The organism is Microbacterium sp. K36 (genome assembly GCF_004794355.1).
Classification (GTDB): domain Bacteria; phylum Actinomycetota; class Actinomycetes; order Actinomycetales; family Microbacteriaceae; genus Microbacterium; species Microbacterium paraoxydans_D.
This window is the reverse complement of sequence record NZ_SSDN01000063.1, coordinates 15040-28892: the sequence shown is the minus strand read 5'-3', so window position 1 is coordinate 28892 and position 13853 is coordinate 15040. Positions and strand designations below refer to the sequence as shown.

Genomic DNA, 13853 nt, shown 5'->3' with positions numbered 1-13853 from the left:
GGCGTCGGCGAGCGCGAGCAGCGGCATGTGCAGGAGGTAGATCGGCAGGGTGCGGACGCCGAGCGCCGCCCCCGCCCGGGCGAGTGCCGCGATCGCGAGGCCGTTCCAGCCCGTGATGACCTTGCCGTCCACGGCGGGCGGCTCCAGCGCCACGCGCTCCGCGACGGGGCGGAGGTAGTAGCCGCCCTCGCTGCGCGCCCCGTCGATCCACGACTCGGAGTCCTGTGCGGCACCGAAGCCCCCGTCCTCGCGCCGCAGAGTGCGGAGCAGGAAGCGGGCGATCCCGCGGGCGATCTCCTCGTCGCCGGCGTCGAGCGCGACGTCGAGGAGCTGGGCGTTGTCGGTCAGCATGCGCTCGTAGTGCGGCACCGTCCAGTCACGCCGGGTCGCATAGCGGAAGAACCCGCCATCGGCGTCACGCAGGGCAGACGCGGCCATCGCCGCGAGCGCGCGTTCGGCGACAGCGGCCGCCTCCGGCGCGGCCGCGCGGACGAGGGGCTCCTGCAGGAACCGCAGGGTCGTGGCCACCGGGAACTTCGGAGCTCCGCCGAAGCCGCCGAACTCCTCGTCCTCTCTGGCGGCGAGGCCGTGGGCGGCCTCCGCGAGGGCCGCGGCGTCCGGGAGACTCGATACCGTGGTCTCCGCCGCCTCGGCGAGCGCCGCGGTCACCGCGTCCGCGGACTCCTCGGCCTGCGCCCGTCGCGTCGTCCACGCCTCGCCGACCGCGGCCAGCACATCACGGAACGCGGGCATCGGCGGTCGCGCCTCGGGCGGCCAGTACGTCCCCGCGTAGAAGGCGCGACCGGCGGGCGTGGTGAACACCGTGAGCGGCCACCCGAGGTTCTGCGTGAACGCCGATGCGGCAGCCATGTAGGCGCCGTCGACGTGCGGATGCTCCTCGCGATCGACCTTCACCGCGACGAACCCCTCGTTGATCCGGGCGGCGGTCTCCGGGTCGGCGAACGACTCGCGCGCCATCACATGGCACCAGTGACAGGTGGAGTAGCCGATCGAGATGAGCATCGGCACATCCCGGCGGCGGGCCTCGGCGAAGGCCTCCTCCCCCCAGGGGTACCAGTCGACGGGGTTGTCGGCGTGGGCCCGCAGGTAAGGGCTGAGGGTGTCGGCGAGACGGTTCGTCATGCTCCCACGCTACGCCGGGGTCACCGGGACCGGACCCGGATCAGCCGACGAGCAGCTCCGCGGGACCGGCAGACCAGGGTCAGCCGACGAGCAGCTCCGCGGGACGGGACGCGGTATAGCCGACGAGCGGGAGCGCCCGCTCGGCCGCGAGCGCGATCCGCGCACGCAGCACGTCCGTCGCCACCTCGTAGCCGTCGAAGTCGGTGGTGCTCGCGTACACGCCGAGCGGCAGCGTCAGCGCCTGGAAGAACGCGAACAGGGGACGGAGCTGGTGCTCGATCATGAGGGCGTGCCGCTCGCCCCCGCCGGTCGCCGCGAGGAGCACCGGCGTGCCGACCAGCGCGTACTGGTCCACGAAGTCGAACAGGTGCTTGAACAGCCCCGTGAACGAGGCGCGGTACACCGGGCTGCCCACGATGAGGAGGTCGGCGGTCTCGATCGCCTGCAGCTGCGCCTCCACCTCCGGCGGGAGCTGGTCCCGGCGGAGAGCACCCGCGAGCGAGGGTCCGATCTGCGTGAGCTCGATCAGCTGCGCCTCGACCGGAGCACGCTCGGCGACCGCGGCGGTGATCGCACGGAGGAGGGCGGTGGTCTTGCTCGGCTCGTGCAGGGAGCCCGAGACGGCGACGACGCGGAGCGGAGCTGTCATGGGCTCGACGGTACCCATGCGGACGCCCCGTGTCGCGCGAAGCGACACGGGGCGTCATGTGGAACGGAGACGAGCCGCGGGCCGCGGGCTCGGGAGCAAGGCTCCGGTCAGTTGACCTCGTCCGGGTGCGAGCCCACGCGGCCGGAACCGTCGAGCGGGTCGAGCGCGTCGATCGCGGCGATCTCGGCGTCGGTCAGCTCGAAGCCGAACACGTCGAGGTTCTCGCGCAGACGCTCCGGACGCACCGACTTCGGGAAGACGATGATGCCCTTCTGCAGGTGCCAGCGCAGGACGGCCTGTGCGGGGGTCACGCCGTGGGCGGCGGCCGCCTCCGCGATCGCCGGGGTGCCGAAGAGGTCGTACTTGCCCTGGCCGAGCGGACCCCAGGCCTCGATGCGGACGCCGTTGGCCTCGGCCCACGCGACCTCCTCGCGGCGCTGGTACGCCGGGTGCAGCTCGATCTGGTTCACGGCCGGGACGACGCCGGTCTCCTTCACCGTGCGCTCCAGGTGCGGCACGAGGAAGTTCGAGACGCCGATGCTGCGGGTCAGGCCCGCGTCGCGCAGCTCGACGAGCTTCGCGAACGCGTGGACGTAGTCGTCCTTCGCGGGGGTGGGCCAGTGCACGAGGTAGAGGTCGACCTGCTCCAGGCCGAGCTTCTCGAGGCTCTCGCCGATGGCAGCGCGGGGCTCGTCGTCGTGGTGGCGGTCGTTCCACAGCTTCGTGGTGACGAAGAGCTCCTCGCGGGGGATGCCGGAGGACGCGATAGCCGCGCCGACGCCCTCCTCGTTGCCGTAGATCGCGGCGGTGTCGATGTGGCGGTACCCGATCTCGAGGGCCTCGCTCACCGTCTTCTCGGTCTCTGCCGGCGGCACCTTGAAGACGCCGTAGCCCAGCTGGGGGATGGAGTTGCCGTCGTTCAGTTCGAGTGCAGGAATGGTCATCCCCCCAGCCTAGGACCTGTGATGACAGGTGCGGCCGCGCGGATGACGAAAAGCGTCAGCGCCGAGGCACGGCGGGCATCGCGGCGGCGCCCTTCCCGACGAGGCGCTCCAGGGGACCACGGCCGACGAACATCGCCCACAGCGTCGTGACCAGCAGGAGCGCCACGACGGTGAGCGCCCAGAAGGAGTTGTCGGCGATGAAGCCGCCGGGGCCGGCGACGAGGACGACGGAGACGACGTGCAGGCTGTATGCCGTGAGCGGCATGGACCCCAGCGCACCGAGGGGCAGCAGCGGCCAACGCAGCGGACGGCACAGCAGCAGGCACAGGGCGACCACCGCGAGGGCGAACCCGCCGGAGCCCAGGATCTCAGCGGTGCCGCCGCTGTGCGGGTCGACGGCGAAGACCGCGCGGACCATGGAGCCGAGCGGATCCGTCGCGGCGAGCGCCTCGGGATAGCTCTCCCAGCCGGATGGCGGCATCTCGTCGTCGGGGATGAACGACGACGACAGGCTCTCGTCGGGAAGGATCTCGATGCTCTCGCTCCCGGAAGAGGCGCTCGTCGAGGAGACGATCGATTCCGTCCCGCCCAGTCCCGCGCCCGATCCGAGGGCACCCAGACCATAGCCGATCGCGGCGAGGACCACCCCGACGATGAGGGCGACGACGGCCGTGCGCACCTCCTGCACCCGAAGTCGCCCCAGAGCCATGCCGCCGAGCACGAGAGCCAGCCACACGGTGATCGGATAGGTGCCGTAGAGCACGAACCCGATGCCCGCGCCGAACGGCTGCAGCGCCACCGCACTGAGCAGAGCGAGCAACGCCGGACCGGCGAGGGCGAGGACGGCGGCGCCGAGGAGCAGCTGCCGCGGTCGCCACCGCAGGACCGGGATGACGGCGACGTAGAGCAGGCCGTAGAGGGTGAGGATCACGGCGATCGGCGTGTTGAGGAGCTCCAGGGCGAGACCGATCACGAAGATCACCGCACCGCGGCCCACGAGGTTGAGGCGGAGGCTCGGGAGGCGTTCCCGCTCCGGCAGCACGTCGCGCCCGGTCATGAGGGCGATGGAGACGCCGGCGAGCAGCGCGAAGAGGATCGAGGAGCGGCCGTGCACGAGGTCGGTCCAGGTGGTCGGATCGCCCCACTCGAACGCCTCCGTCACGCCGACGTGGGCACCGGCCATGCCGAGGATCGCCAGACCCCGCGCGACGTCGAGACCGAGGATGCGCGGCGGCCGCCCGAAATCACGGAACCAGCGCACGGGGCGGAGAGCAGTCATCACCCGATGATCGTATGCGGCGATCGCGGCGACCCCGGTGTGCATCCCGGCATACGATGGAGGGCTATGTCCTCCCCCGTGATCTCCTACCCTCCGGAGCTGCCCGTCAGCGCGGCCAGGGACGAGATCGCCGACGCCATCCGCGACCACCAGGTCGTCATCGTCGCCGGCGCGACCGGATCGGGGAAGACCACCCAGCTCCCGAAGATCGCGCTGGAGCTGGGCCGCGAGCGCATCGCCCACACCCAGCCCCGACGGCTGGCCGCCCGCACGATCGCGGAGCGCGTGGCCGAGGAGCTGCGGGTCGAGCTCGGCACGCTCGTCGGCTACAAGGTGCGCTTCACCGACAAGGTCTCCGACGAGACCCGGATCGCGCTGATGACCGACGGGATCCTCCTCAACGAGATCCATCGCGACCGGCTGCTGACGCGCTACGACACGATCATCATCGACGAGGCCCACGAGCGCTCACTCAACGTCGACTTCCTGCTGGGCTACCTCGCCCGCATCCTCCCGGAGCGCCCGGACCTGAAGGTGGTCATCACCTCCGCCACGATCGACCCGGAGAGCTTCGCCCGCCACTTCGCTGCCGCCGACGGCACACCCGCGCCCGTCATCGAGGTGTCGGGGCGCACGTATCCCGTCGAGATCCGCTATCGTCCGCTCGTCGACGAGGATGCGGAGCAGGACGCCGCCGGCGAGCCGGAGGACGAGGTGAGCGCGATCGTCGCGGCGCTCCGCGAGCTCGACCGGGAGGCGCCCGGCGACGTGCTCGTGTTCCTGCCCGGCGAGGCGGAGATCCGGGATGCGGCCGACGCCGTGCGCGCCGCCTACGCAAAGGACCGTTCGCCCACCGAGGTCCTCCCCCTGTTCGGCCGGCTCTCCGCCGCGGAGCAGCACCGGGTGTTCGAGCGCAGCACCGTGGCCGGCGTCCGTCGCCGGGTCGTGCTCGCGACGAACGTGGCCGAGACGAGCCTCACGGTGCCCGGCATCAAATACGTCATCGACACCGGCACCGCGCGTATCTCCCGGTACAGCAACCGCTCGAAGGTGCAGCGGCTGCCCATCGAAGCCATCTCCCAGGCCTCGGCGAATCAGCGCTCCGGGCGCGCGGGTCGCACGAGCGACGGCATCGCCATCCGCCTGTACTCCGAGGAGGACTACGCGCGGCGTCCCGAGTTCACCGAACCCGAGATCCTGCGCACCTCCCTCGCCTCCGTCATCCTGCAGATGCTCGCGCTCGGCTTCGGCGACATCACCGCGTTCCCGTTCCTCACCCCGCCGGACTCCCGGGGCGTGAAGGCGGCGTTCGACCTGCTCACCGAGCTCGGCGCCCTCCGCCCGGCGCGGGGGCCGGACGACGGCCCCCTGCTCACCCGCATCGGACGTGACATCGCCCGGATGCCGATGGACCCGCGGTTCGCGCGGATGCTCATCGAGGCGGGCCCTTCGACAGGCTCAGGGACCCAGCGGGGGTCGGGCCCTTCGACAGGCTCAGGGACCCAGGGGGCGGTGCTGCGGGACGTGCTCGCGATCGTGGCGGGGCTGTCCATCCAGGACGTCCGGGAACGACCCGAGGAGCGCCGCGAGGAGGCGGACCGGCTGCACGCGCGCTTCGTGGACTCGACGAGCGATTTCCTCACCCTCCTGAACCTCTGGAACCACCTGCGCGAGCAGCAGCGCGAGCTCGGCTCCAGCGCGTTCCGCCGGCTGTGCCGCAGCGAGCACCTCAACTACGTGCGCGTCCGCGAGTGGTTCGACGTGCACCGCCAGCTCCGGACGCTCGTGAAGAACCCCGACCGCGGGGCGGAGCCGGGCGGCGCGGCCGATCCGGACGCCATCCACCGCGCGCTGCTGTCCGGCCTGCTGTCGCAGATCGGCGTCCTCGACGAGCGCACCGCCCCCGCGGGGAAGGCCCACTCTCCCGCAAAGGACGCCCGCCGCCGCATCACGGAGTACCGGGGCGCGCGGGGCATCCGGTTCTCGATCTTCCCGGGGTCGGGGCTGCGCAAGAAGAGCCCCCGGGCGGTCATGGCCGCCGAGATCGTGGAGACCTCCCGCACCTTCGCGCGCACCGTCGCCGCGATCGACCCCGCCTGGGCTGAGCCCCTCGCCGGCGACCTCGCGAAGCGCCAGGTCACCGAGCCGCACTGGTCCAAGGACGCCGGAGCCGCCGTGGCGTTCGAGAAGGTCACCCTTTTCGGGGTCGAGATCGTCCCGCGCCGGCGGGTGCAGTTCGCCCGCATCGACCGGGCCGCCTCGCGCGAGCTCTTCGTCCGCCATGCGCTCGTCGAGGGCGAGTGGGACCCGTCCCGCATCGACAAGCGGGTCAGTGCGTTCTGGCGCAGCAACGCCGAGCTCCGCCGCCGCCTGGAGAAGCTCGAGGAGCGCGAGCGGCGTCGCGACATCCTGGCCGGCGACGAGGCCGTCTTCCGCTTCTACGACGAGCGCATCCCCGCCGACGTGTTCGACGTGCGGTCGTTCGAGAAGTGGTGGCGCGAGGCGCTGACGACGACGCCGAAGCTGCTCGTGATGCGCGAGAGCGACCTCATCGACGACGAGGACCGCGCCGACCAGCGCGAGTTCCCGACCCGGTGGACCCAGGGCGATCAGGTGCTCGGCCTCGCCTACCGGTTCGAGCCGGGCGCACCCGACGACGGCGTGAGCGTCGTACTGCCTCTGCCGCTGCTCGCCCAGATCGAGGACCGCGGCTTCGACTGGCAGGTGCCGGGGCTGCGCGCGGAGCTCGTCACCGGGCTGCTGCGTGCGCTGCCCAAGGCCATCCGGCGCCACGTCGTCCCCGCCGCCGACTGGGCCGAGAAGTTCGGGGCGGCGCTGGCCGACGAGGGTCCGGAGGTGCACGGCGGTCTCCCCCCGCGCACTCTCAAGGAGGCGCTCGCGCGGCTCGTGCAGCCGCTCGCGAACCAGGTGGTCACGGCCGCCGACTTCGACGACGAACGCGTGCCGGCGCATCTGCGCATGAACTTCCGCGCCGTAGACGAGCGGGGACGGGTGGTCGGGTCCGGGCGCGATCTCCGGGCACTGCAGACCGAGCTCTCCGACCGCGCGCGCAGCAGCGTCGCCCGCTCCATCGCCCGTCCAGGGCGTGCGGAGGCACCGGGACCGCGCGGGGCGGAGCGCGTGGCCGCCGCTCCCGTCGAGCAGACCGGGCTGACGGCGTGGACATTCGGCGACCTCCCGGCGGTCATCGACACGAAGGTCGCGGGCGGCGTCGTCCGCGGGTACCCGGCGATCGTCGACGCCGGCACGAGCGTGTCGGTGCGGGTCGAGGCGACACCCGATGCCGCAGCCGCCGCCACGCGCGACGGCGTGCTCCGTCTCGTCCTGCTCGCGGTGCCGTCGCCGTCGTCGTACGTGCAGCAGCACCTCACCAGCCAGGAGAAGCTCGCACTCGCCGCCTCGCCGTACCCGTCGGCGGCCGCGCTCATCGAGGACTGCCGGGCCGCCGTCGCCCGTCGAGTGATCGACGCGTCGACCGGCGGCGCCGACGGCCGCGACCGCGGCGTCGTGCGCACCGAGGCCGAGTTCGCGCGGGTGCGCGACGCCGTCTCGGCCGTGCTCGTCGACGAGCTCTTCGCCTGCGTCTCCCTCGTCGCCCGCATCCTCACGAAGGCGCGGGAGGTGGAGCGCGGCATCAAGGCGCAGAACGCGCTGGCGCTGCTCGGCCCGCTGAACGACATCCGCACCCAGCTCTCCGGACTGCTCCACCCCGGCTTCGTCGCGGCGGCGGGAGTCGACCGGCTCGCCCACTTCCCCCGGTACCTCGACGGCATGATCGATCGGCTGAAGACCCTCGCGAACGAGCCGGGCAAGGACCGCGCACGGATGACGGAGTTCGAGCGGATGGCGGTGCTGTTCGCGGACGCCGGGGGCACCATCCCCCTCGCGCCCGACGCGCCGCCCGCGATCGTCGAGGTGCGCTGGCTGCTGGAGGAGTACCGGGTCAGCGTCTTCGCCCAGCGTCTCGGCACCGCGCAGCCGGTGTCCCCGCAGCGGATCACCAAGGCGCTCGCGGGGAAGTGATCCCCGCCGGGTAGCCTGAGGGCATGGCCCGCGCGATCGTCTACACCGAGTTCGGATCCCCCGCTGTTCTCCACCTGATGGAGGTGCCTGACCCCGTGCCCGTCCGCGGCGAGGCGCTGGTGCGCATCGAGGCGGCCGGCGCCAACCCCATCGACGCCAAGCTCCGCGGCGGCAAGCGCCCCTCCGCGCCGATCACCGAGCCGCGTCCGGTCGGGTTCGACGGCGCCGGGGTGATCGAGGTGCTGGGCGAGGGCGTGGAGGGGTTCGAGGTCGGCGACCGCGTCGCGATCCGCGACACGCTCGGGACCTACGCCTCCGCCCTCGCGGTCGAGGCCGACAAGCTCGTGAAGCTCCCGGACGCCGTCACCGCCGCCGAGGGGGCGGCGATCGGCATCCCCGCCGGCACCGCCTATCAGTCCCTCCGCTCGCTCGCCGTGACGGCCGACGACGTGCTCCTCGTGCACGCGGGCTCGGGTGCGGTCGGCCAGGCCGCCGTGCAGTTCGCGGTCGCCTGGGGCGCGACGGTGATCGCCACCGCGAGCCCCGCCCGGCACGACCAGCTCCGCGAGCTCGGCGCGATCCCCGTGGCCTACGGCGACGGCCTGCTCGACCGCGTCCGCGCGGCTGCCCCCTCCCCCGTGACCGTCGTCCTGGACTGCGCGGGCACCGACGAGGCGATCGAGACCTCCCTCGCACTGGTCGCCGACCGTGACCGCATCGCGACCATCGTTCGCGGTCCCGACGCCGCTGACTTCGGCATCCGGGCGTTCTCCGGCGGCTCCCCCGAGCCGCTCACGCCGCAGGAGCTGGAGTGGCGCGCAGAAGCGCTGCAGAAGACGGTCGACCTGCTAGCCGCCGGCGACTTCACCATCGAGCTGGGCCCGGAGCTGCCCCTCGCCGAGGCGGCCCGGGCCCATGAGCTCATGGAGACCGGCGCCGCCTCGGGGAAGATCATCCTCGTCCCCTGAGGGGTCAGGCGGGAGCGGAATTGGTGTCACCACCGGTTATGTCGGCGTCGAGAAGGACAGGCCCGCCGCCAGCCGTCAGCCCGCCGATAAGCTGCGCGCATGACTGAATCTCTGGGGGATTCTCCGGACGAACTCGCCGTGACCGAGCGCAAGCTCGGCCGTCGGGCATGGCTGATGACGCTGCTCGGAGTGGGTTGGGTCGCGATGACGATCGGCGCAGCGTTTCTCGTCGCCGACCTCACCGGACAATGGATCCCGACCGTCTTCCTCGGACTCACGTTCGGCCTCGGTGTGTTCATCCCCCTGATTCGAGATCAGAAGCGGCGCAGACGGGAGCTCTTCGACACGGGTAGCGGTCAGGCAATCAGATGACTGCGAAAGACCCCGCCCCGTCGCTGATTCAGCAGCGCCTCGCCCTCGGACGCCTGCGTCTGACCGCTCTCTTCATGATGATCGGCTGGGGCGCAGTCGCCGCACTTCGGGGCGCAGGGGGCCTCGACGTCGCCGAGGTTGTCGACTGGATCGCCTTCCTCTTACCACTGGCACTCGCGTTGTACGGCGTGAAGCTGTGGTTCGACTATCGCCGCAAGGTACGAGCATTCGAGGCTGCGCACGGACCCGACGCCGGCAAGCAGCCGTAGCACGACGCTCTCCCCTCTCGTACCCTGCGTCACCGCCGGAGTTCCCCGCGTGAGCCACGGGGCCGAACACCTCAGTCCAGACACTCAGAACGTCGTCGCGGTGCGCCGACGCTTGCGCACTCGACAGGGGTGCGATGTGGACCACGCCGCCATTGTTGCAGGTGGACCCGCTCCGCCGATAACGATCGATTCGGCCTGACCCGCGAGGTCAGGCGGGAGCGACGGGGCGGCCGAGCGAGAGCATCAGCCGGTTCGCCCAGTTGAAGAAGGCCGCGCCGTGCACGACGTCCGCGATCTCGAGGTCGTCCAGTCCGGCCGCACGGAGGCGCGCGATGTGCTCGGGACCGAACGCGCGGGGCGTGTCGGTCAGCGCGACCGCGGCGGCGACGATCGCATTCCAGCGCTCCCCGAGGTCCGCGTCCACGCCCTCGGCGAGGAGCGCGTCGACATCCTCCGGCCGCTTGCCGTGATGCGCCGCGAACCGGGAGTGCACGGAGGCGCAGAACACGCAGCCGTTGCGGCGGGAGGCGGCGGTGGCCGCGAGCTCCCGCTCCGCGCGCGGGAGTCCCTCCGCGGTGTTGTAAAAGATGTCCTTGTCGACGAGGGTGCGCGCGCGGAGCACCTCGGGGTCGCGCGCGAGCAGCCGGAAGTACTCGTTCTTCGCACGGGCGGCGTCGACGAGGCCGTCGAGGTGTCGCGGGGTGAGATCCTCCTCCGCCAGCGGCGCGAGGTGCGGCGTCCAGCCGACCTCGGCGCGGGTGAAGGCGTCGGGATAGGGGGCGTCGTCGTGCCGGAGCACGGTGTCGGCGGCGGTCATGCGGCCTCCTCGTCGGTGTCGGTGTCGTCGGTGTCGGTGTCGGTGGCGGTGAGTCCAGCGTCCTGGAGCACCCGCAGGCCGGTGACGACCCGCTGCTGGAAGGCGAGGAACGACACGAGCTGCGACAGCGTGACGATGCCGTCCGTCGACCAGCCGGCGTCGTGCAGGCGGCCGAGGTCGGCGCCGGATGCCTCGCGGGGGCGGAACACCAGCAGGTGCGTGTGCGCGAGAGCCGCCGCGAGGCGCTCCCCCAGGGCAGCCGACGCCGCCTCGTCCGGCACGTACCGCGCGCCGTCGGTGCTCTCGGCCTCCAGCCCGCGTTCGGTGTAGGCGCCGAACGGTCCCGTGGTCGCGGCGGCCTCTGCCTCCCGGGCGACGATCGCGGCGCGCTCCGGGTCGATCTCGCGGGCCCTCCCGGCGTAGAACTCCGCCGTGGGGTCGTCGGCACCGGCGAGAGCGGTCGCGAACGCCGCGATGAGTGCGCGCTCCGCGAGCGAGACGTGCTCCGCGGAGACCGGGTGAAACAGCGCGTCGAAGCTCGCCTGGAGCTGCTCCCTGGTCACGGGACGGCGACGACGCAGCGCATCCAGCTCCGGCGTCACCCCCGTCAGGTGGTCGACGATGTCGGCGGTCATGCGTTCTCCTTCACGGTGGGGGTGTTCTCGGCAGTGCGGGTGCTCTCGGGATCGGGCGGGGTCAGCGCGTAGCCGAGGGCCGGTGCGACCTCGGTCGCGAACAGCTCGATCGAGCGCAGGACGTGGGCGTGCGGCGCGTCGACCGAGTGCACCTGGAATGCCACCTCGGTCGCGCGGTGCAGCGTGGTGTCGGCGGCGAGCGAGGCGGCGACCTCCTCGGGCGTGCCGAGATGCGTGTCGAGTGCGGCGATGAGGTCGTCGAGGTCGTCCCCGGGGATCGTCTGGCCCTGCCGACGGAAGCCCTCGGCCGCCCGCCGCAACCCGACCTCGGCGAACCGGAGCGCCTCGGCGCGGTCATCCGCCACGAACACGGTGCGGGAGGCGGTGATCCGCGGGGTCGCCTCGGCGGGGAGCGCGTCGAGGTACGCGTCGATGATGGGGTCCTGCAGCGCGGACAGCGGCGCGTGCAGCCGGTCGTGGGGGCGGGGCTGCGTGCGGGACAGCAGCAGTCCGTGACCGTGGACGCCTGCCCGATGACCGCCGGGGGCCGAGAACGTCGCCTGCCAGATGCGCGCGGCCAGCGACCCCGCGTCCGGATACAGCGTGTTCTCCGCACCGATGTCCCGGCCGGCGAGAGCGTCGAGCAGGACGCCGAGCTTGCGGTCGTAGGTGGGCCCCTTGTCGCGCACGTCCTCCCCGAAGGGCGCGAAGGACGACGGGGTGCCGCCGCTGCCGAGCCCGAGGTCGATCCGCCCGTCCGCGAGCAGGTCGGCCACCACGGCGTCCTCGGCGACCCGGACCGGGTCTTCGAGGGGAAGGGTGATGATCCCGGTGCCGAGCCGGATCCGGGAGGTGCGTGCCGCCGCGTGCGCGAGGAAGACGAGCGGCGAGGGCAGCCCGCCTTCCGCCGCCCGGAAGTGGTGCTGCGCCACCCACGCCCTCCCCACGCCGTGCTCCTCGGCGTGCTGGATCTGCTCCAGGGCGAGGCGGTAGCGGTCGGCCGGGGACGCGTCGTCGAGAAGCCGCGTGAAGAACGCGACGGTGGGACGAGGGGTGGTGCTCATGCGAGGATCTCCGTTCGTCCGGGGACCGCGGCCAGCAGCTCCCGGGTGTTCTCGTGCTGCGGGTCGTGGAACAGCTCTTCGGTCGGCCCGTCCTCCACCACGCGCCCGCGGTGCATGACGGAGACGGTGTGGCTGATGCGGCGCACCACGGCGAGGTCGTGCGAGATGAAGAGGTAGGTGAGTCCGAGCTCGGCCTGGAGCGCGGAGAGCAGTTCGAGGATGCGCGCCTGCACCGTCACGTCGAGCGCCGACACCGCCTCGTCGAGCACGAGGATCTCCGGGTCGACGGCGAGCGCCCGTGCGATCGCGACCCGCTGCCGCTGCCCTCCGGAGAGCTCGCTCGGCGTGCGGCGGGCCGCATCCGCCGGCAGCGCCACGCGTTCGAGCAGGGCGACCGCGCGATCCCGACGCTCGGACCGGCCGCCGAGGCGGAAGTTGTGCAGCGGCTCGGCCACGATGTCGGCGATCTGCTGCCGTGGGTCGAGGGAGGCGAACGGGTTCTGGTACACGAGCTGGATCCGTCGGCGCAGCGCACGCAGCCGCGCCCCCTCGACGGCCGTCGCGTCCTCCCCCGCGAGCTCCACGGTCCCGGCGTCCGGACGGAGGAAGAGCGTGACCAGGCGCGCGGTCGTGGACTTGCCCGATCCGGACTCGCCGACCAGCGCATGGGTCGTCCCGCGCCGCACCCGGAAGGAGACGTCGTCGACCGCCCGGAAGCGTTCGCGTCCCGCGACCCGGAACTCCTTCACGAGGCCCGCGGCCACGATCTCCCACGGCTTCTCGGCGGCCACCGCCGCGGCATCCCGGAGGAACGGCGGCGCGTCCGGACGTCGGAAGCCGGTCGTGAAGGCCGGCGCGTCGGCGAGCAGCTGCCTCGTGTACGGGTCTTCCGGCTCCGCGAGCACCTGCGCACTCGGCCCCTGCTCCACGATCCGGCCGTCCTTCAGCACCGCGATCCGCGCCGCCCGGTCCGCGGCGACGCCGAGGTCGTGCGTCACGAGCAGGATGCTCGTGCCGTCCTCGCGCTGCAGCTCGTCCAGCAGGTCCAGCACGCGGCGCTGCACCTTGGCGTCGAGGGCGCTGGTGGGCTCGTCCGCGATGAGCAGCCGAGGGCGGAGGGCGATCGCGGCCGCAATGAGGACCCGCTGCCGCATGCCACCGGAGAGCTCGTGCGGATACTGTCGGGCGCGCAGGTCGGGATCGTCCAGCCCGACGCGGTCGAGCAGCTCGAGCACGCGGGCGTTCCGGGAACGCCGGTCGCGATGCCCGTGCAGGCGCAGCACCTCGGCGACCTGCACGCCGACGGGGCGCACCGGGTCGAGCGACGTCGTCGGATCCTGCGGCACCAGCCCGATCTCCGACCCGCGGATGCCCCGGAACGCCCGATCCGACCATCCGGAGATGTCGAGGTCGCCGAGCCGGACGCGGCCGCCCTCGACCCGTCCGCCCTCCGGCAGCAGGCCGAGGAGGGCGTGCGCCGTGGTGGACTTGCCGGAGCCCGACTCGCCGACCAGGGCGAGCGTCTCCCCCTCGGCGATGGCGAACGAGAGGCCGTGCACGACCTCGCGGCCGGCGTACGAGACCCGCAGGTCCGTCGCGGTGAGGACGGGGGTGGGCGCGGTCATCGGGTGCTCCTTCCGAGCCGGTGGCTGATCGGGATCGACACGGG

At 72.5% G+C, this 13853-nt stretch carries 12 protein-coding genes; 4 read left to right on the top strand and 8 right to left on the bottom strand.

Translation table 11 applies throughout. The features are described 5' to 3' along the window. The 4 genes from DW296_RS06715 to DW296_RS06700 all read right to left on the bottom strand — a co-directional run. Positions 1–1143: thioredoxin domain-containing protein (locus DW296_RS06715; protein ID WP_136051609.1), on the bottom strand; the 1143-nt coding region annotated here is incomplete at its 3' end. Positions 1144–1222: 79 nt separating this feature from the next. After that, positions 1223–1792, bottom strand: a complete 570-nt coding sequence (gene msuE, locus DW296_RS06710) for an FMN reductase (protein ID WP_136051608.1) — start codon at positions 1790–1792, stop codon at positions 1223–1225. A 107-nt stretch (positions 1793–1899) separates the two neighbouring features. After that, positions 1900–2736 (bottom strand): aldo/keto reductase, encoded by an 837-nt coding sequence (locus DW296_RS06705; RefSeq protein ID WP_136051607.1) that lies wholly within the window; start codon positions 2734–2736, stop codon positions 1900–1902. Between the two features lie 55 nt (positions 2737–2791). After that, on the bottom strand, positions 2792–4015 hold the full coding sequence (locus DW296_RS06700; protein WP_240743017.1) for a heparan-alpha-glucosaminide N-acetyltransferase domain-containing protein: 1224 nt from the start codon (positions 4013–4015) through the stop codon (positions 2792–2794). A gap of 66 nt (positions 4016–4081) precedes the next feature. Here DW296_RS06700 and hrpA point away from each other — a divergent pair, with 66 nt between their 5' ends. The 4 genes from hrpA to DW296_RS06680 all read left to right on the top strand — a co-directional run bounded on the left by hrpA (position 4082) and on the right by DW296_RS06680 (position 9668). Beyond that, positions 4082–8059: an ATP-dependent RNA helicase HrpA gene (hrpA, locus tag DW296_RS06695; RefSeq protein WP_136051605.1), complete on the top strand. Its 3978-nt coding sequence runs from the start codon at positions 4082–4084 to the stop codon at positions 8057–8059. Positions 8060–8082: 23 nt separating this feature from the next. Beyond that, entirely contained in the window at positions 8083–9027 is a 945-nt protein-coding gene (locus DW296_RS06690) for a quinone oxidoreductase family protein (protein WP_136051604.1), read from the top strand. A 99-nt stretch (positions 9028–9126) separates the two neighbouring features. Further along, positions 9127–9399 carry a hypothetical protein gene (locus DW296_RS06685; protein WP_136051603.1) on the top strand — a complete coding sequence of 91 codons (273 nt, stop codon included), beginning with the start codon at positions 9127–9129 and terminating at the stop codon, positions 9397–9399. After that, positions 9396–9668 (top strand): hypothetical protein, encoded by a 273-nt coding sequence (locus DW296_RS06680; RefSeq protein ID WP_136051602.1) that lies wholly within the window; start codon positions 9396–9398, stop codon positions 9666–9668. The genes DW296_RS06685 and DW296_RS06680 overlap by 4 nt, the downstream gene beginning before the upstream one ends. Before the next feature lie 208 nt (positions 9669–9876). Here the strand turns inward: DW296_RS06680 and DW296_RS06675 are convergent, their stop codons facing one another. Genes DW296_RS06675 through DW296_RS06660 form a run of 4 tightly spaced genes read right to left on the bottom strand, consistent with a single transcriptional unit; the run spans position 9877 to position 13809 of the window. After that, positions 9877–10485 (bottom strand): alkylhydroperoxidase domain protein, encoded by a 609-nt coding sequence (locus tag DW296_RS06675; protein WP_136051601.1) that lies wholly within the window; start codon positions 10483–10485, stop codon positions 9877–9879. After that, positions 10482–11120: a CMD domain protein gene (locus DW296_RS06670; RefSeq protein ID WP_136051600.1), complete on the bottom strand. Its 639-nt coding sequence runs from the start codon at positions 11118–11120 to the stop codon at positions 10482–10484. Before DW296_RS06670 ends, DW296_RS06675 begins: the two co-directional genes overlap by 4 nt. Then, entirely contained in the window at positions 11117–12184 is a 1068-nt protein-coding gene (locus DW296_RS06665) for a putative FMN-dependent luciferase-like monooxygenase (protein ID WP_136051599.1), read from the bottom strand. Before DW296_RS06665 ends, DW296_RS06670 begins: the two co-directional genes overlap by 4 nt. After that, positions 12181–13809 (bottom strand): dipeptide ABC transporter ATP-binding protein, encoded by a 1629-nt coding sequence (locus DW296_RS06660; protein ID WP_136051598.1) that lies wholly within the window; start codon positions 13807–13809, stop codon positions 12181–12183. The genes DW296_RS06665 and DW296_RS06660 overlap by 4 nt, the downstream gene beginning before the upstream one ends. Between the last annotated feature and the right edge of the window lie 44 nt (positions 13810–13853).

Excerpts from the sequence above, each read along its gene's own strand:
- msuE (WP_136051608.1), bottom strand. The coding sequence starts at position 1,792 with ATGACAGCTCCGCTCCGCGTCGTCGCCGTCTCGGGCTCCCTGCACGAG.
- DW296_RS06705 (WP_136051607.1), bottom strand. The coding sequence starts at position 2,736 with ATGACCATTCCTGCACTCGAACTGAACGACGGCAACTCCATCCCCCAG.
- DW296_RS06700 (WP_240743017.1), bottom strand. The coding sequence starts at position 4,015 with ATGACTGCTCTCCGCCCCGTGCGCTGGTTCCGTGATTTCGGGCGGCCG.
- hrpA (WP_136051605.1), top strand. The coding sequence starts at position 4,082 with ATGTCCTCCCCCGTGATCTCCTACCCTCCGGAGCTGCCCGTCAGCGCG.
- DW296_RS06690 (WP_136051604.1), top strand. The coding sequence starts at position 8,083 with ATGGCCCGCGCGATCGTCTACACCGAGTTCGGATCCCCCGCTGTTCTC.
- DW296_RS06685 (WP_136051603.1), top strand. The coding sequence starts at position 9,127 with ATGACTGAATCTCTGGGGGATTCTCCGGACGAACTCGCCGTGACCGAG.
- DW296_RS06680 (WP_136051602.1), top strand. The coding sequence starts at position 9,396 with ATGACTGCGAAAGACCCCGCCCCGTCGCTGATTCAGCAGCGCCTCGCC.
- DW296_RS06675 (WP_136051601.1), bottom strand. The coding sequence starts at position 10,485 with ATGACCGCCGCCGACACCGTGCTCCGGCACGACGACGCCCCCTATCCC.
- DW296_RS06670 (WP_136051600.1), bottom strand. The coding sequence starts at position 11,120 with ATGACCGCCGACATCGTCGACCACCTGACGGGGGTGACGCCGGAGCTG.
- DW296_RS06665 (WP_136051599.1), bottom strand. The coding sequence starts at position 12,184 with ATGAGCACCACCCCTCGTCCCACCGTCGCGTTCTTCACGCGGCTTCTC.
- DW296_RS06660 (WP_136051598.1), bottom strand. The coding sequence starts at position 13,809 with ATGACCGCGCCCACCCCCGTCCTCACCGCGACGGACCTGCGGGTCTCG.